General features: G+C 68.9%; 19 protein-coding genes. 3 read left to right on the forward strand and 16 right to left on the reverse strand.

Features of this window, described 5'->3' with window-relative positions; all coding sequences use genetic code 11:
* The first annotated feature begins 66 nt into the window (after positions 1 to 66).
* Entirely contained in the window at positions 67 to 873 is an 807-nt protein-coding gene (locus AC3IS2_RS02985) for a response regulator (RefSeq protein WP_489199194.1), read from the forward strand.
* A 66-nt stretch (positions 874 to 939) separates the two neighbouring features.
* Here AC3IS2_RS02985 and rpoH read toward each other — a convergent pair whose 3' ends face one another.
* Both rpoH and AC3IS2_RS02995 read right to left on the reverse strand, forming a co-directional pair.
* A complete protein-coding gene (rpoH, locus tag AC3IS2_RS02990; RefSeq protein WP_489199195.1) occupies positions 940 to 1824 on the reverse strand; it encodes an RNA polymerase sigma factor RpoH in 885 nt (294 codons plus the stop codon).
* Positions 1825 to 2052: 228 nt separating this feature from the next.
* Entirely contained in the window at positions 2053 to 3054 is a 1002-nt protein-coding gene (locus AC3IS2_RS02995) for an RluA family pseudouridine synthase (RefSeq protein WP_489199196.1), read from the reverse strand.
* Positions 3055 to 3130: 76 nt separating this feature from the next.
* Here AC3IS2_RS02995 and AC3IS2_RS03000 point away from each other — a divergent pair, with 76 nt between their 5' ends.
* The gene (locus AC3IS2_RS03000; protein WP_489199197.1) at positions 3131 to 3769 is read left to right on the forward strand and encodes a DUF2799 domain-containing protein; all 639 of its coding nucleotides are present in this window, start codon (positions 3131 to 3133) and stop codon (positions 3767 to 3769) included.
* Between the two features lie 120 nt (positions 3770 to 3889).
* Here the strand turns inward: AC3IS2_RS03000 and fba are convergent, their stop codons facing one another.
* The 5 genes from fba to AC3IS2_RS03025 all read right to left on the reverse strand — a co-directional run bounded on the left by fba (position 3890) and on the right by AC3IS2_RS03025 (position 9925).
* Positions 3890 to 4975: a class II fructose-bisphosphate aldolase gene (gene fba, locus AC3IS2_RS03005; protein ID WP_489199198.1), complete on the reverse strand. Its 1086-nt coding sequence runs from the start codon at positions 4973 to 4975 to the stop codon at positions 3890 to 3892.
* Positions 4976 to 5039: 64 nt separating this feature from the next.
* Entirely contained in the window at positions 5040 to 6077 is a 1038-nt protein-coding gene (lpxK, locus tag AC3IS2_RS03010) for a tetraacyldisaccharide 4'-kinase (RefSeq protein ID WP_489199199.1), read from the reverse strand.
* On the reverse strand, positions 6074 to 7375 hold the full coding sequence (locus AC3IS2_RS03015) for a 3-deoxy-D-manno-octulosonic acid transferase (RefSeq protein WP_489199200.1): 1302 nt from the start codon (positions 7373 to 7375) through the stop codon (positions 6074 to 6076). The genes lpxK and AC3IS2_RS03015 overlap by 4 nt, the downstream gene beginning before the upstream one ends.
* A 1-nt stretch (position 7376) precedes the next feature.
* On the reverse strand, positions 7377 to 8063 hold the full coding sequence (locus AC3IS2_RS03020; RefSeq protein WP_489199201.1) for a lysophospholipid acyltransferase family protein: 687 nt from the start codon (positions 8061 to 8063) through the stop codon (positions 7377 to 7379).
* Positions 8060 to 9925 carry an ABC transporter ATP-binding protein gene (locus AC3IS2_RS03025; protein WP_489199202.1) on the reverse strand — a complete coding sequence of 622 codons (1866 nt, stop codon included), beginning with the start codon at positions 9923 to 9925 and terminating at the stop codon, positions 8060 to 8062. The genes AC3IS2_RS03020 and AC3IS2_RS03025 overlap by 4 nt, the downstream gene beginning before the upstream one ends.
* Positions 9926 to 10016: 91 nt before the next feature.
* On the opposite strand from AC3IS2_RS03025, the gene AC3IS2_RS03030 reads away from it, so the two are divergent.
* Positions 10017 to 10682: a protein tyrosine phosphatase family protein gene (locus AC3IS2_RS03030; RefSeq protein ID WP_489199203.1), complete on the forward strand. Its 666-nt coding sequence runs from the start codon at positions 10017 to 10019 to the stop codon at positions 10680 to 10682.
* 4 nt (positions 10683 to 10686) lie between these two features.
* Here the strand turns inward: AC3IS2_RS03030 and AC3IS2_RS03035 are convergent, their stop codons facing one another.
* From AC3IS2_RS03035 to AC3IS2_RS03075, 9 genes are all read right to left on the reverse strand, one after another.
* Complete coding sequence (locus tag AC3IS2_RS03035) at positions 10687 to 10893, reverse strand: hypothetical protein (RefSeq protein ID WP_489199204.1); 207 nt, start codon at positions 10891 to 10893, stop codon at positions 10687 to 10689.
* The gene (locus tag AC3IS2_RS03040; RefSeq protein ID WP_489199205.1) at positions 10890 to 11081 is read right to left on the reverse strand and encodes a hypothetical protein; all 192 of its coding nucleotides are present in this window, start codon (positions 11079 to 11081) and stop codon (positions 10890 to 10892) included. Before AC3IS2_RS03040 ends, AC3IS2_RS03035 begins: the two co-directional genes overlap by 4 nt.
* Before the next feature lie 97 nt (positions 11082 to 11178).
* Positions 11179 to 11415 (reverse strand): DUF4170 domain-containing protein, encoded by a 237-nt coding sequence (locus AC3IS2_RS03045; RefSeq protein WP_489199206.1) that lies wholly within the window; start codon positions 11413 to 11415, stop codon positions 11179 to 11181.
* 28 nt (positions 11416 to 11443) lie between these two features.
* Positions 11444 to 12238: a 3'(2'),5'-bisphosphate nucleotidase CysQ gene (locus AC3IS2_RS03050; RefSeq protein ID WP_489199207.1), complete on the reverse strand. Its 795-nt coding sequence runs from the start codon at positions 12236 to 12238 to the stop codon at positions 11444 to 11446.
* Entirely contained in the window at positions 12235 to 13581 is a 1347-nt protein-coding gene (locus AC3IS2_RS03055) for a TldD/PmbA family protein (RefSeq protein ID WP_489199208.1), read from the reverse strand. Before AC3IS2_RS03055 ends, AC3IS2_RS03050 begins: the two co-directional genes overlap by 4 nt.
* Before the next feature lie 44 nt (positions 13582 to 13625).
* Positions 13626 to 14021, reverse strand: coding sequence for an MAPEG family protein (locus AC3IS2_RS03060; protein ID WP_489199209.1), 396 nt, complete (start codon positions 14019 to 14021; stop codon positions 13626 to 13628).
* Positions 14022 to 14023: 2 nt separating this feature from the next.
* Positions 14024 to 15859 (reverse strand): M14 family metallopeptidase, encoded by a 1836-nt coding sequence (locus AC3IS2_RS03065; protein ID WP_489199210.1) that lies wholly within the window; start codon positions 15857 to 15859, stop codon positions 14024 to 14026.
* Positions 15860 to 15899: 40 nt separating this feature from the next.
* Positions 15900 to 16241, reverse strand: a complete 342-nt coding sequence (locus tag AC3IS2_RS03070; protein WP_489199211.1) for a hypothetical protein — start codon at positions 16239 to 16241, stop codon at positions 15900 to 15902.
* A 118-nt stretch (positions 16242 to 16359) separates the two neighbouring features.
* Entirely contained in the window at positions 16360 to 16986 is a 627-nt protein-coding gene (locus tag AC3IS2_RS03075; protein WP_489199212.1) for a hypothetical protein, read from the reverse strand.
* Positions 16987 to 17049: the final 63 nt, after the last annotated feature.

The following is a 17049-nucleotide window of genomic DNA, read 5'->3' on the forward strand; positions in this document are numbered from 1 at the left end:
CTCGAAACGGGAAACCGCGCCTTAACCCCCTGAGTTTACCTTCTTGGCTCTAGATGGAGCCGAGCCTTGTTCGCTTTAGACGCCAAGACGATGCAGAAGATCGCCCCGGTCGTTCGCCGGGTGGTCATCGTCGATCCCAATCCCGCCGCCGCGCGCCTGTTGTCCGACCTGCTGAAGGGTTTCGGCTCGCGCGACGTCGCGGTCGAGAGCGACGAGGCGCGGATCATCGACCTGGCTCGCGAGATGGAGCCGGGGTTGATCCTGCTGGAACGGACCGGGCCGCGTCTGGACGGCGAGGCTCTGGCGCGACGTATCCGCCGGTCCAGCCTGGCGTGCCGCCGCGTGCCGCTGATCATGGTGACGGCCGACGCCACCGCCAGCACCATCAAGGGCGCGCGGGATTCCGGCGTGCATGAGTTTCTGAGGAAGCCCTTCACCAGCGGTGACCTGTTCCGCCGGGTCGAGAACCTGGCCACCAAGCCGCGCGACTGGGTCGAGGCGGTGGGCTATATCGGGCCGGACCGCCGCCGCTTCAACTCCGACGACTACGCCGGGCCGGCCAAGCGCAAGGCCGATGCGCCGGCCTCGGGCGCCGAGGCGGCGCTGGCGGTCAAGGATCAGGCGATGCGGATCCTGGCCTCGGCCCTGGCCCAGTTCGACAATGATCCGATGCAGGCGGTCCGTGCGGTCAAGCAGCAGGCCGAGACGCTGAAGGCCCTGGCCATCAAGACAGGCGACGCCTCGCTGGCCATCGCGGCGGCGGGGCTGGAGACCTGTCTGGCGGCGGGGGCGCCGACCAAGGCGACGCTGACCGAACCGATCAACGCCGTCCTGGCGCTGGCGCCGCCCGAGACGCTGACCCGGGCGGGGTAGGGATCATCCTTCTCCCGCAAGGGGAGAAGGATGACGGTGCGCTAACGCCTTCGGCTGCTTGAGCGCTTAGGCGTCGACCAGATTCCGCTCTTCGGCGGCGGCGCGCATGGCTTTTTGCAGCTTCTCGAAGGCGCGGACCTCGATCTGACGCACGCGCTCGCGCGAGACGCCGTACTGGCCGGCGAGTTCTTCCAGCGTGACCGGGTCGTCCTTGAGGCGGCGTTCCGTGAGGATGTGCTTCTCGCGGTCGGTCAGCTCTTCCATCGCTTCCTGAAGCAGGCTCATGCGGATGGTCTTTTCCTCGGAGTCGGCTAGAGCCGTTTCCTGGGACACCGCATTGTCGTCGGCCAGCCAGTCCTGCCACTCGCTCTCGCCGTCGGCGCGCAGCGGCGCGTTCAGCGAGGCGTCGCCGCCGAGGCGGCGGTTCATGTTGGTGACCTCTTCCTCGGTCACGCCCAGCTTGACGGCGATGGCGGCGAGGTGCTCGGGACGCAGGTCGCCCTCTTCAAACGCCGAGATCTGGCTCTTGGCCTTGCGCAGGTTGAAGAAGAGCTTCTTCTGCGCGGCGGTGGTGCCCATCTTCACGAGCGACCAGCTACGCAGGATGTATTCCTGGATCGAGGCGCGGATCCACCACATGGCGTAGGTGGCCAGGCGGAAGCCCTTGTCGGGATCGAATTTCTTGACGGCCTGCATCAGGCCGACGTTGCCCTCGGAAATCACTTCGCCGATCGGCAGGCCGTAGCCGCGATAACCCATGGCGATCTTGGCCACGAGGCGAAGGTGCGAGGTGACGAGGCGGTGGGCCGCTTCGGGGTCCTGATGCTCTGACCAACGCTTGGCGAGCATGAACTCCTCGTCCTTGGTAAGCATCGGAAACTTACGGATTTCCGTGAGATAGCGCGACAGTCCCTGTTCAGGCGACATCACCGCGAGCGTCGAGTTAGCCATTAGACGTGGTCCCTCCGACCGATAAGCAAGAGCAGGCTCCGCAGCGTCGACCACCCAATGTGCATCGTCGCCTCACCCCTCAACCGATCCAAGTGGCGATGGGTTGCCCCGATTGGTAGGGGCGGATCGTCACACGAAGGCGTGACCGTTGCAGCGGCGCCACTTATGCCGGATGCAGGGCTATTAGCACAGTGTGAGTTACGGATCAAATCGGACGCGAACCGAGGCCTAGAGCTCGGCCAGGAGGGCCTCCAGACGCCGCATGTCCTCGGGCGGGGCGGTCTCGAAGCGCAGGGCCTGGCCCGTTACCGGGTGGACGAAGCCGAGGACGGCGGCGTGGAGGGCCTGGCGGGTCAGGCCGACTTCGGCGACGGCGGCGCGGACGGGGGCGGCGGGGCTGCCCGAGCCATAGACGGGGTCGCCGAGCAGGGGCGAGCCCTTGGAGGCCAGATGGACACGGATCTGGTGGGTGCGGCCGGTGTGCAGGGTGCAGGCGACGCGGGCGGCGAGGGGGGCGCCGGACGCCTTGGCGGGCTGGCCGAAGGTTTTCTGCACCACATAGTCGGTGATGGCCTCGCGCCCGCCGGAGCGCAGGACGGCCATCTTTTTCCGGTCGCTGCTGGAGCGGCCGATCTGGGTCTGGATGCGGCCCTTCTCAGGCGTGGGGGCGCCGCGCGTCAGGGCGATATAGGTGCGCTCGATATCGTGGGCGGCGAACAGGGCCGAGAGGCCCGCGTGGGCGCGGTCGGACTTGGCGGCGACCATGACGCCGGAGGTGTCCTTGTCCAGGCGGTGGACGATGCCGGGACGGGCCACGCCGCCGATGCCCGACAGGCTGTCGCCGCAGTGGGCCAGCAGGGCGTTGACCAGGGTGCCGGTCTCGCAGCCGGGGGCCGGGTGGGCGGCCATGCCGGGGGCCTTGTCGATGACGATCAGGTCGGCGTCCTCGAACAGGACGGTCAGGGGAATGGCCTCGGGCAGGGGCGTGGCCGGGGCGACGGGCGGCAGGATGACGGCGTAGAGGCCGGCCTGAGCCTTGGCCGAGCCGCTGGCCACGGGCTGGCCGTCGCGGCGCACGGCCCCCTCGGCCAGCAGGGCCTGCAGCCGGGCGCGCGACAGGGTCGGGAAGGCGGCGGCCAGGGCCTTGTCCAGACGGACGCCGGGCGCGTCGATGCGCGCCTCGAGCATTTCCGCGTCGTCGTCTTCCGTCAGCAAAGGTTCATCGGCCATAGGGCGAAATAGCATGGCTTGCCGGGCGGGTCGTCATATCGTCCATTGCCGCGGCCGAGCTTTGGGGGAGAGGAACATGAGGTTTGTGATCGTCGCCGCCGTCGCCGCAACGGGCGTCGCCCTGCTGGCCGGTTGCACCACCATGACCAAGGACCAGTGTCTGGCGGGGGCCTGGGGCGAGAAGGGCTATCAGGACGGGGTGTCGGGCTATCAGCCCAGCCGCCTGGGCGACCACGCCCAGGCCTGCGCCAAGTTCGGGGTGGAGGCCAATCCGAGCGCCTATCTGGCGGCGCGTGAGGACGGGCTGCGGACCTACTGCACCTGGGAGAACGGCTTCCGGCAAGGGCGGCAGGGCAACAGCTATGGCGACGTCTGTTCGCCGGCTGAGGAGGCGAGTTTTCTGCCCGCCTATGAGGACGGACGCCGGATCCATGCGGTCGAGCAGGCCGTGTCCTCGGCCGAGAGCGCGCTGAACTCGGCCATCAGCCGCATCGACGACCGCGAGGACAAGCTGGAGGCCAAGCAGCGGGAGCTGAGGCAGGACGGTCTGACGGACGAGCAGCGTCAGCGCATCCGCGATCGCATCCGCGAAGTGCGGGACGAAATTCGCGACGCTCGCCGTGACGCGCGGCGGGCCGAAGATGACCTGCGCCACGCCGAGATCGAAGCGCGGCTGGTGCTGAGCGCGATCGGCGGACGATACGGGGTGTGGTGAAGGGCCGTCATCCCGGCCGGAGCCTCGCGTAGCGAGGCGCAGAGCCGGGACCGCCCAAAACGCCGCGCTTCCTGCGGTCCCGGATAGCGGCTGCGCCGCTTCCGGGATGACGGAAAAGCGTCAGGCGGCCTTGGTGGCCGAGGCGCCGAAGTGCGGGTCCAGTTCGCCCGAGGCGTAACGCTTGGCCATCTGGGCGGTGGACAGGGGGCGGATCTTCGACGCCTGACCTTCGCAGCCGAACTGCTGGTAGCGCTCGATGCACAGCTTGCGCATGGCTTCCTTGGCGGGCTTGAGCCAGGCGCGCGGGTCGAACTCGCCCGGCTTTTCCATCAGCAGTTTGCGCACGGCGCCGGTCATGGCCATGCGGTTGTCGGTGTCGATGTTGATCTTGCGCACGCCGTGCTTGATGCCGCGCTGGATTTCCTCGACCGGGACGCCCCAGGTCTGGGGCATCTGGCCGCCGTAGGCGTTGATGATGTCCTGCAGGTCCTGCGGCACCGAGGACGAGCCGTGCATGACTAGGTGGGTGTCGGGCAGGCGGCGGTGGATTTCCTCGATCACGTTCATGGCCAGGACTTCGCCGTCCGGCTTGCGGCTGAACTTGTAGGCGCCGTGGCTGGTGCCCATGGCGATCGCCAGAGCGTCGACCTTGGTGGCGCGGACGAAGTCGACAGCCTGATCCGGGTCGGTCAGCAGGGCCGAGTGGTCCAGCTTGCCTTCGAAGCCGTGGCCGTCTTCGGCCTCGCCCATGCCGGTTTCCAGCGAGCCGAGAACGCCCAGTTCACCCTCGACCGAGACGCCGCACGAGTGGGCCATTTCGGTGACGCGACGGGTGACGTCGACGTTGTATTCGTAGGAGGCGGGGGTCTTGGCGTCTTCTTCCAGCGAGCCGTCCATCATCACCGAGGTGAAGCCGTACTGGATGGCGGTGGCGCAGGTGGCCGGGCCGTTGCCGTGGTCCTGGTGCATGCAGACCGGGATGTGCGGATAGAGCTCGGCCAGGGCGTCGATCAGCTTGGCCAGGACGATGTCGTTGGCGTAGCTGCGGGCGCCGCGCGAGGCCTGGATGATGACCGGGGCGTTGACCTCATGGGCCGCCTCCATGATCGCCAGACCCTGTTCCATGTTGTTGATATTGTAGGCGGGCAGGCCGTAGTCGTTCTCCGCCGCGTGATCGAGCAACTGTCGCAGCGTGATGCGCGCCATGGGTAGTCTCCTGAGCCGGAATAATTTTGCTCAGCCTTTAGCCCGAAGGGGCGGGGAAGTCACGTCAGCTGGCGGATGACGAGATGTGAGGCCGGCGGATCAGGGCGGCGGCCAGAAACTCCGCGAACCCCGCCTCGTCCTCGAACCGGGCGAAGACAGGCCAGGCGAGGATCCTTCCACGCCATTCGGGCGGCAGGCGCACCCAGTCCTTCTCGGTCGTGACCAGCCCGGCGTCGAACAGGGCGGCTCGGTCCGACAGCAGGGCGAAGTCGCGCTCCGACAGTTCGGCGTGGTCGGGGAAGGGCACGAAGTCCTTCAGGTCGCAGCCGGCGGCGATCAGCGACCGCTCGACCTTCCACGGCTTGGCGATGCCGGCGAAGCCGACCTGGGGTCCCGCCGGCGGGGCCGCGGCGGGTTCCAGCCGGGCGATGAAGACGGGCAGGGCGCCGAAGGTCGCGACCAGTTCGGGATCGGCCTCGGCCAGGTCGGCGGGCAGCAGGATGACGACGGCGTTGGCGCGCGCCAGTCCGGCCTGCAGCGGCTCGCGCATCGGACCGGACGGAAACACCGAACCGTCGCCGAAAGGCCATTCGTCGCCGCGCGTCTCGCCGTCGACGACGATCAGGCTGAGGGTCTTGTTCAGCGTCGGGTTCTGATGGGCGTCGTCCAGCACCAGGGCCTCGGCCCCGGCGGCGACGGCGGCGCGCGCCCCGGCTGTGCGGTCGCGGGCGATCCAGGCGGGGGCGTCGGCGGCCAGCATCAGGGGTTCGTCGCCGACGTTGGCGGCGGTGTGGACGGCCAGATCGACCTGAACCGGGCCTTCCAGCGTCCCGCCGTAGCCGCGCGACAGGGCGGCGGCGTTGACGCCTTGCGCGTGCAGCAGGCGCAGCACTTCGCGCGCGATCGGCGTCTTGCCTGATCCGCCGACGGTCAGATTGCCGATGGAGATGACGGGCGCGCCGGGATCGACCGGCGTGGCGCGGGCGATGCGGCGGGCGGTGACGCCGGCCCAGATCCATGAGGCGGGCTTGAGCAACATTCGCGCGACCGGGGCGTGACGGCGGTCGCGGCTGTACCACCAGCGGGGCGTGTTCAGCTTCATCGACGGCCTCGCGAGGGGGCGGCGGGCAGATGGGCCTGAAGCGCCAGCCACAGCCGGTCCAGCCCGGCGGCCGCCTCGGCGGCGGCGCGACGCGCGCGCTCGCCCATGTCGCGTGCGGCGTCGGGATCGGCCAGCAAGGGCCCGACCATCCCGGGCAGTTCAGCGGGCGACAGAACCGAAACCAGTCCGCCGGACGACTTCAGCATCCGCGTCACCGCGTTCCAGTTGCTGGCGTCCGGGCCGGTGACGATCGGCTTGCCCAGGCGGGCGGGCTCCAGCGGATTGTGCCCGCCGACGGCGCCGCCGCCCAGCGCGGGCGCGAACGAGCCGCCCATGACCACCACGTCGGCCAGGCGCATGAACAGACCCAGTTCGCCGAGCGTGTCGGCCAGATAGATGTCGGTCTGGTCCGTCACCGGCTGACGCTGGCTGCGCCGGGCGAAGCTGTAGCCGTCCTGGCTCAGCGACCGGGCGATCTCATCGGCGCGGTCCGGGTGGCGCGGCACGACGATCAGGAACAGGCGGTCGGCCAGATGGTCCAGCGCCCCGACGATGGCCATTTCCTCATGCTCGTGGGTGCTGGCGGCGACGACGACGGGGCGGTCGTCGATCAGGGCCGACAGGCGGCCGAACTCGCCCTTGTCATAGGGCAGGGGCTCGCCCGACAGCTTCAGGTTCACCTGGCCGTCGACGCGGGCGCCCAGGGCGGTCAGTCGGTCGGCGCTGGCCTGATCCTGCGGCCAGACGTGAGCGAACGTCGCCATCAGGGCGCGGGCCATGCCGGGGGCCTTCTTCCAGCCCTCGGCGGTCTTGTCGGTGATGCGGGCGCTGACCAGGGCCAGGGGGATGCGGCGCTTTTTCGCCGCCGTCAGCAGGTTGGGCCACAGCTCGCTCTCGACGAAGACGCCGATGGTCGGCCGCCAGTGGTCGAGGAAGGCGGCGACGGCGCCGGGGCCGTCCACCGGGGCGAACTGATGGATGACGCCGGGCGGCAGGCGTTGGGCCAGAACTTGGGCTGAGGTCAGGGTCCCGGTCGTGACCAGAACGGTCACGTCGGGCCGGTCTTTTCGGATGCGCTCGGCCAGGGGAAGGATGGACAGGGCCTCGCCGACGCTGACGCCGTGAATCCAGATCAGCGGCCCGGCGGGGCGCGCCGCGCCAGCCAGCCCCAGCCGTTCGTCGACCCGCTGAGGGTCCTCCTTGCCCTGCTTGACGCGGGCGTCGAGCAGGCGCGGAGCCAGGGGCTCCATCAGCCGGGTCAGCAGACGATAGGCGATCAGGGCGGGGCTGAAGATCACGTCAGACCCGCTCCAGCCCGACGATGGCGTCGGCGCGCGCCTCGACGGCGGTCAGCCGCTCGGTCCAGTCGGCGGCGACCTCGGACATTTCAGCACCTTGCGGATACCAGGCCTTGTCCCAGACGATGGCGCCCTTGCCGAAGGGCAGGGGCAGGACGGCCTTGTCCCAGCTGTTCAGCCGGATCGCCGGCTTGCACGAAATACCGATGAACAGGACCGGGGCGCCCGAAATCTTCGCCATCAGGGGCAGGCCCTCGGCCATCTGGCGCGCCGGCCCGCGCGGGCCGTCGGGGGTGACGGCCAGGCCGCCGACCTTCAACTGCTTCAGGCCGTCGCGCAGGGCCTGGGTTCCGCCCTTGGAACTGGCCGCCTTGTCCTTGTTGCTGGACGAGCCGCGCACCGCAGGAATGCCCAGACGGCCCACGGCCTTGGCGAAGAACTCCCCGTCGGCGCTGAGCGAGACCAGGCCCTTGATCGGTTGCGCCCGCTGCATGGGCCAGCAGGCCGGCCCCAGGGCCAGCCGCGAGTGCCAGAAGGCGCACAGAACGCCGCCGCCTTCGGTCCAGACCTCCTCGGCGACCGGCTCGTTCTCATGCGTCCAGCGGATGGTGGCGTAGCAGAACCGCATCCACTCCGACAGAATCCAGGCCATGGAGGTCTGGATGATCGGGTTGCGCAGCGGCCTCATGCGCCGGTCTCGTCGGGCAGGGGGGAGGCGATGACGGGAGGCGGCCCGTCCAGCGACTGCTGACGCGCCAGCCGGGCGTAGAGGCCGCCCTTCTTGACCAGGGCGGCGTGCGCGCCTTGTTCGACGACGCGGCCGGCCTCGATGACATAGATGCGGTCGGCGTTCTGAACCGTCGACAGGCGGTGGGCGATCATCAGGGTGGCGCGGCCCTGCATCAGCCGCTCCAGCGCCGCCTGGACCAGGGCCTCGCTCTCGGTGTCCAGCGCGCTGGTGGCCTCGTCCAGCAGCAGGATCGGCGCGTCCTTGAGGAAGGCGCGGGCGATGGCGATGCGCTGACGCTGGCCGCCCGACAGCCGCATCCCGGCCTCGCCGACGCGGGTGGCGTAGCCTTCGGGCAGGGCGGTGATGAAGTCGTGGGCGGCGGCGGAGCGCGCGGCCTCGATGATCTGCTCGGCGGTCGCGCCCTTGCGGCCATAGGCGATATTGGCGGCGACCGTGTCGTCGAACAGGAAGGGCTCCTGCGTCACCAGGGCGATGTGGTCGCGCAGGGACGTGAGCTTCAGTTCGCGGACGTCGCGACCGTTGATGGTCACGGCCCCGGCCGTGACGTCATAGAAGCGGGGCAACAGCGACAGGATGGTCGACTTGCCGCCGCCTGACGGGCCGACCAGGGCGATGGTCTCGCCCGGCTCCACATGCAGGCTGATGTCCGACAGGGTGGGCGCTCCGCCGTCTTCGCTGGCTTGATAGGCGAAGGAGACGTGATCGAACGCGACCGTGACGGGGCCGGTCTCCAGTTCGATGGCGTCCGTCGCCTCCCGGATTTCCGGCTCGATATCCAGGGCGGTGAACAGCCGGCGGGCGGCCGTCAGGCCTTCGCTGAGCACCGTGGTCAGGTTCGTGACCTGACGCAGAGCCTGACCGGCCAGCAGCAGCATGCCGATGAAGGAGGCGAAGGCGCCGACCGTCATCTGGCCCTGGCTGGCGCTCCAGCCGGCATAGGCCATGACGGCGGCGACGATGCCGTAGGCGACGATGTCGCTAGCCGGACCGGCGAAGGCGCGGCTGTCGGACCCCTTGATGATGTGGCGTTGGCGACGGGCGATGACCTCGCCGACACGGGCTTCCTCGGCCGCCTCGCGGTTCTCGATCTTGATGACGCGGACGCCGTCCAGGTTCTCCATCAGGGCGCTGGACAGGGCCTCGGTCTCGACCATGGCGCCGCGCGCGGCCTTGCGCGACTTCTTGCCGAAGCGGCGGATGATCCAGCTGACCACCGGAACGCCCAGCAGGACGATCAGCGTCAGCGGCAGGTCGATGAAGCCCATGGCGATGATGACGCCCAGCAGCATCAGGGCGTTCTGCGTGTAGTTGACCACGCCCGAGGTGAAGGCCTCGCGCACCAGGTTGGCGTCGAACAGGACCGACGAGACGAAGCTGCCCGAATGCTGGCCGCGCAGGCGCGACAGGTCGGCGCGGATCATGCCCGAGAAAAGCTGCTTCTGAATGTCGCCGACGATGCCGTGGCCCAGCCGGTTCACCAGCGCCGCCTGCGCCGCCATGGCCAGCGAGCGGATGACCGCCACCATGATGATGAACAGCGGGATGAGGATCAGCACCTTGTCCGACGGGATGCTGACCAGACCCCAGACCTGAACCGGCCCCTGGTGGCGGGCGAACAGCAGGTCGATCGCCGGTTCGAGGAACTTCAGCAACAGGGCCGTCAGTCCGCCCGAAACCGCCGCGAAGAACATGGAGGCGAAGAAGGCGCGCTTGTGCCGGGACAGGTAGTCGCGCCAGATGCGGCCCAGAAGCGGCCGCAGAGGTTCGCGGGTGTCGGATGCGGGCGCAGGAACGGTCATTGGCTCTCGGTCGAACGGGACGGGCGTCAAGTCAAGCCGCCGCCGTCAAGCTGATGGTGACGCCGGGCGGTTTCGTCGCTATCTGCGGCCTATGGCGCGCTATGATCTGACAACGTCGTTTGGCCGGTTCAAGGCGCATTGGTCCTATTTCTGGGCTGATCACGCCTTCCTGCGCACGGCCTTCACCAACGCCCACTGGCTGGGGCCTGATCTGGTGCGCACCAATCAGCCGTCGCCGGGGCAGCTGGCCTATTGGCGGCGGCGCGGGATCAAGACGGTCATCAATCTGCGCGGTCAGCGCGACGAGGCCTATTACTGGCTGGAGAAGGCGGCCTGCGAGCGTCTGGGCCTGACCCTGATCGACGCGCCGCTGGATTCGCGCGATCCGCCGGGTCGCGACCGCATCCACCGGGCGCGCGAACTGTTCCGCACCATCGAATATCCGGCCCTAATCCATTGCAAGTCCGGCGCGGACCGGGCGGGGATGATGGCGGTCCTGTATCGCCACTTCCATCTGGGCGAGCCGATCTCGGCGGCCCTGTCGGAACTGGGCAAGCGCACCCTGCACAGCCGAGAGGGGCTGACCGGGGTGCTGGACTATGTGCTGGAGAAGTATGTCGCCGAGATCGAGCCGACGGGCGTCAGCTTCGAGGACTGGATCGACAGCGACGCCTATGACCCCAAGGCGATCCGCGCCGAGTTCAAGGCCGGCTGGTGGGGCAAGCTGGTCGTCGACCGCCTGCTGAAGCGCGAATAGGCGATCAGCCCCAGGGGCCGCGCTTGGGGCCTTGGCCGTGCTGGGCCAGCTCGGCGTCGCGGCGGGCCTTGCGGTCGGCCTCCCACTGGCGGAACCAGCGCCCATAGTGGCGCTCGCGCCCCAGAACGACCAGCCACAGGGCCAGGACGCTCAATAGCGAGATCAGGCCGAACAACTGTCCGCCGTCGATGGTGTAGCCGAACAAGGTCATGGCCGCGGCTCCGGTTCGTGGGGGTGGTGATGGTGGTGGTGGGTTTCGGCCGGGGTGATCGGGTCGTTCCAGGCGGTGTCCTGATCTTCGCCCGGACGCGGGGCGTGGGGGGGCTGACGTCGCACCACCCAGACGACCACGGCCACGGCCGCGATCACCAGCAGCAGGACGATCAGGGTGGGCATCATGACGGTTGCCTCTTCAGAAACGCCAAAGGCGGCTGACGGGAAAGCGCGCCAGCCGCCTGTGCGGTTCCGAAACGTCGCCGTGAAGCGCGCGTGAGCCTCAGGCGTCGCTGCGCGGGTCGATCAGCTTGTGCGCGTGCAGGATGAAATAGCGCATGTGGGCGTTGTCGACGGTGGCCTGGGCGCGGGCCTTCCAGGCGTGCTTGGCGTCGTCATAATTGCCGTAGGCGCCGACGAACTCGACCTTGGACAGGTCGCGGAAGACGGGCTCGGCCGGGTGGCGCATCTCGCCGCCGATGACGAGGTGAAGCAGTTGAGGGTCGTGGGCGTCAGCCATGGAGCGGGCAATCCATTGCGAAAGGAGGTCAGATCGCCAGCGGGATAGGCGCTGTGCGCCTCACGATCAACGGGTGAAGGGCCGGTGCGGCGCAGATCAGGCTGGTTTGGCGTGGATCGGGGCGATTAAATCGCCACGGACGGCCCATATGGTCGCTGACCCTGGCTCCGGCCTCCTCGGCGATCAGGGCGCCGGCGCAGACGTCCCAGTCCCATTTGGGGCTGATGGCGATGGCCGCGTCAAAGGCCCCGGCGGCGACCAGGGCCATGCGGTAGGCCAGGGCGTTGCGCTTGGTGAAGCGCATTTCCGGCCAGGGCTCGGCCCATTCTCTAGCCTCCATCAGCCGAGCGTCGGCCAGAAGCTCGGCGTCTTCCAGGGTGTCGGTGTCCGAGGCGCTGATCGGGCGGCCCTGCAGCCGGGCGCCGCCGCCCAGGGTGGCCTCGAACATCTCGCCCAGCATGGGGGCGTGGATGACGGCGGCGACGGGCCGGCCGTCCTCGACCACGGCGATGGGCACGCACCACCACGGCTTGTTCTTCATATAGGCGACGGTGCCGTCGATCGGATCGACGACGAAGATGCGCTTCTTGGTCAGGCGCTCGGGACTGTCGGCCGTTTCTTCGGACAGCCAGCCGTAGTCGGGGCGGGCGCTCAGCAGGACATCGCGCAGCAGTTGGTCCACCGCCAGATCGGCGTCGGTGACGGGCGAGCCGCCCTCCTTGGACCAGACCTTCAGCCCGGCCTCGCGATGCTCGAGCGCCAGCCGGCCGGCGGCCAGGGCCGCGTCGCGGATCAGTTCGAGGTCGGAAGCGAGATCAGTCATTTTCCGGCGATGGCCACCGCGTCGAACATCAGGGAAGGGCTGTTGAAGGAACCCCGGAACTCCAGATCCGATCCGCGCACCAGTCGGGCGTAGAGGTCGATCAGATTGCCCGCCACGGTCACTTCGCTGACCGGATAGGCAAGTTGGCCGTCCTCGAACCAGAAGCCCGACACCCCCGCCGACCAGTCGCCGTTGTTGGCGTTCAGCGACGGGCCGAACATGGAGGTGATCAGCAGGCCCGACCCGGCGTCGGCCATCAGGCCGGCCTTGTCGCGCTCGCCCGGCGCCAGGTGCAGGTTGTGGGTCGAAACGCCGGACGGTCCGGCCAGACCGCGCGAGGCGTGGCCGGTCGAGGCCAGGCCCAACTGGGCGGCGGCGGCCGTGTTCAGCAGCCAGGTGGTGATGACGCCGTCCTCGACGATGTTGCGTTGCTGGACCGCCACGCCCTCGTCGTCGAAGGGGGTGGAGCCGAGGCCGCGCAGGCGGAAGGGATCGTCGATCAGGTCGACGCCTGCGGGCAGGACCCGCTGGCCCAGCCTGTCCTTCAGGAAGGAGCTGCCGCGCGCGATGGCTGGGCCGGAAATGGCCCCCAGCAGCGGCGACAGGACCTGGGTGGCGATGCGGTTCTCGAAGATGACCGGGGCGGTGGTCGAGGCGATCTTGCGCGGTCCGACGCGGGCCACGGCGCGCTCGCCGGCCTTCAGGCCGATTTCGGCGGCGCCCGGCAGGTCGGACAGATAGCGCGTCGCCCGGCTTTCGCCGCCGCGCTCCATGGCGCCGTCCTTCTCGGCGATGACGCCGACGCCCAGCGAGAAGGCGCTGCCCTTATGGCGGCCGTCGAAGCCGTGCGAGGTGACCAGCCGCCATTCGCTGGCCGACCAGGAGGCGTGGCCGCCCTCGGAGCGGGCGACGCCCTCGACGGCCAGGGCTGCGGCCTCGGCCTCGGCGGCGGCGGCTTCCAGCGCCTCGGCGGTGCGTTCGGACGGATCGAACAGGTCGAGGTCGGCGTGCGGGCCCTTCGCCAGCCGGTCCTGCGGGGCCAAACCGGCATAGGGGTCTTCGGGGGCCAGCTTGGCCATGGCCACGGCGCGCTCGACCAGACGGGCGCGGGTGGCGTCGGACAGGTCGGAGGCGGAAACCGTCGCCTGACGGCGGCCGATGAAGACGCGCAGGCCCAGGTCGCGGGCCTCCTCGCGCTCGACCTCTTCCAGTTCGGCGTTGCGCACGCCGACGGACAGGGAGGCGCGGTGGGCCGAGACGGCCTCGGCGGCGTCGGCGCCGGCCTTCAGCGCGGCGGCGACCAGATCATGCAGGATGTCGGGGGAGGGCGTCTGTTCGGACATGCCCCGATATGGCGGACCCGCCCCGGCGCCGCAACTGCTCGCTGCTAGATCACCGACCAGGCGATCAGGCTGACGGCGGCGATCAGCAGGGCCAGCCAGGTCAGGACCGTGCCCGTCACCCGGCCTAGCGACGGCCCCTTCTGGAACAGCAGGCCCAGACCGTGAATGACCCGACCCAGGAACAGGACGCCGCCGACGCCGTGGATCAGCAGGGGCGGGGCGCCGACGAAGGCCAGCAGGATCAGGCCGCAGATGCCGGCGGGCACATATTCCGTGGCGTTGCCGAAGGCGCGGACGGCGGGCGTCATCTCGGGATTACCGCCGTCGCCGAACTCGATCATGAACCGACGGCGGCGGCTGACCACGACGCTGGACAGGACCAGCAGGGTCAGGATCAGCAATCCGCCCCACAGGGCGGCGGCCTGAATCGAAGGGACCATGCTCAGTTCTCCCGTCCGACCGGATACAGCCGGTAGCGCTGATCATAGAAGGGGGTGCGTTCATAGAACCAGGCCAGGCGAGCGTCGCCGTCGGCGGCGAAGGCGGGCTCGGCCGCCAGCTTGGCCTCGAACTCGGCCTTCAGCGCCGGATCGGCGGCCAGCATCTTCTCGGCCAGGGGGGCGATGGCGTAGGCCTCGATGTATTCGACGCGGTTCAGCACCTCGGGGAACATGCCCCAGGCGAAGAAGCTCTCGGACGACTGCGGCTCCAGCAGCAGGATGGCGACGTCGCCCATCGGTTGATCGGTCGGCACGCGGACCGAGCCGACGGGGAAGGTCCAGTCCTTGGCTTCCGTGCGGACTTCCGAGACCGTGATCGGCACATGGCCTTCATTGGTGCGGGCCGAGACCTTGGGATCGACCAGACGCAGCATGTCGACGGCGACTGTGCGCGGGGCGTCCAGCGTCTCCATCTGCACGCCGTGGGTCTTCAGCCGCTCGATGAGGTCGGCGCGATAGGACGGCACCCAGTAGGCGGTCGGACGCTTCAGCGTCAGGGTCGGGTGCGAGCCAAAGAAGGGCACCTGCCACAGCACCGGGTCCGGCTGGCCCAGCCAGCGCAGTTCGGGACGGCCCGAGGCGGCGCTGTCGTAGGTGTCGTAGAGGATGCCCTTGAAGGGACGGATGCGCGTCGGCTGGTCGTCGCCGTCGAAGTTGGCGGGCAGTTCGGCGGGGCGCAGGGCGCGGTCGGCGGTGATGGCGGCGCGCAGGGTCTGCGACTTCTCGGCCAGCAGTTTCAGCGCCGATTCGAGGAAGACATAGGTCCCCAACACCCGCTGCTCGTGCGGCTTCAGGCTGTGGTTCTCGATCAGGATGGTCGGGACGTGGGCCGCCGAGCCCCAGCCGTTGGAATAGCGCTCGCCCAGGCCGCCGTCGTTCATCCCCTTCTTGGGGTCGCGGTCGTCGATGGCGAAGACCAGTTCGCCGGGAATGTGGCCCTTCGCCTCCAGGGCGGCGTCCATGTCGGGCTTGAAGGCGTCGTCCAGCCATTTTGCGATGGCCGGGCTGCGGCTCCAGACGCCGTCTTCGCCGTTGTAGCCGTAGGTGACGTCGTATTGATAATCGATGCCGTCGGTGACGTGGATGTCGACGTAGAGGTCCGGCTGATACTTGTGGATCAGGCCCATGACGGCCTGCATCTCGGCCTGGTCCAGCTTCATGAAGTCGCGGTTCAGGTTCTGGTTGGTCGCCGTGTGGCGCCAGCCCTGATTGCGCGGTCCGCGCTGGTTGGGACGGGAGTAGGGGCTGGTCCGCTCATGTCCGTCGACGCTGAGGATCGGGATCAGGATCAGGTTGGCGCGGTCCAGCAGCCCGTCCTTGCCGTAGAAGGCCATGTCGCGCAGCAGCATCATGCCCGCGTCCTTGCCGTCGATCTCGCCCGGGTGGATGCCGGCCTGGGCCAGCAGCACGGGCTTGGACGGGTCCAGCGTCGCGCCGTCCTTGGACGCGATCACCGCATAGATCGGACGGCCCTCCGGCGAGACGCCGAACTGTTCGATGCGGATCAGGTCGCTGGCCGCATCCAGACGGTCGAACCAGGCGCGGGTGTCGGCATAGGAGGGCGAGAAGTCATGCGCCGCATCGGCCTCGAACGCCGTGACCCAGGGATCCGACGCCTCGCGCAGCAGGGCCTTGGACGCGCCGTTCCACGCGGGCGCGGGCGGCAGGAAGGCCTGATCCCAGGGCGCGGCGTTGGGGACGGAAGCGGGCGGGGTCTGGGACATGGCGGGACTCGACGCGAGCGCCGCGAGGGCGGCGAGGAACAGGCTGATGCGCATATCCTGTCTTCCGCCCTCACGGCCCTGCTTGCAAGCCCGCTCAGCCGCGACGGCGCTTAGTCTCCAGCCGTTCGATGGTTTCCTGGAGTTCTTGGCGACGCGCGCTGTGAGTGTTCCATTCCTGGCGTTGCGCTTCGGTCAGCGCCCCTGCCGTGCTGGCTTCCTGAAGGTCGGCGATCTTCATGTCCAGTTCGGTGACCTCGTCCTGGGCCTCATAGAGCCGATCCTGTTCAGCTTCGCTCAGACGCGGGCGAGGGCGCGACGGGCTGCGGGCCATCGCTCCGGATCCGACGCGCACCTGGGCGTCAGCCGGCGAGGGCGCCGTCATGGCGGCCGGCGCGGCGAGAAGGGCGGCGAGAACAATGGGGAGAACGCGGGTCATTTTGCCTCCGACAATTGGAAGCAGGGACGCTATGACGAGATTACAATCTCGTCACCTAAAAATCGTATTTGGGACACATTTGGGAAAGCGGGATTTTTCGGCAGGTTCCCCTGCTCTGTCAGCCGCCGCTCATCGGCGACCATCCGCCCGCTGCGGCCAGCGCCGACGCTGACTTGGCCATGCCCCACAGGCTGTAGAGCAGAACGACGGCCAGGGCGCCGACCGCGACCCGGCGCCAAGGCGCAAAGGCCGCCGTCGCTGTCCCGGCCACGAAGATGGCGACCCCGCTCCACAAGGACACGGAGCTGGCGATCTTGGCGAAGCCCGGGTTCATCTGGGCCAGGATGATGACCATGATCGCGACGATCAGATTGGCGGCCAGGATGCAGCCGAACACCAGTTTTCGGTGCGCCCAGAAGTGGGCGTCCATGTCGATGCGCTCATGGGCGCCCTCGGCTGAGACGCGCGGGAAGGTCACGCTGGCCGCCACATAGAAGGTCGCGGCGATGCTCAGGCTGACCAGCAGCAGGAAGGTGTTGAACGGCGCCCCGCGAAAGATGACCCAGGCCTGGTTCCAGAAGGTGGCGATGTCGATGGCGACGAACAGGGCCAGCGCGGGCGTCAGCCAGCCGAAGCGGATGCGCTCGCGCTCATGCAGCACGCGGGCGAACCCGCCGACCAGTTCGGCCACCGACAGGCCGAGCAGCAGGCCGTAGAAGCTGAAGAAGAACTCGAACGCGCTCAATGCAGCCCCCCGACCATGCCGTGGGGCAAGCTAGACGGTTCCCCGCCGCCGCACCAGCGGGCG

This window comes from Brevundimonas sp. KH_025 (assembly GCF_057839885.1).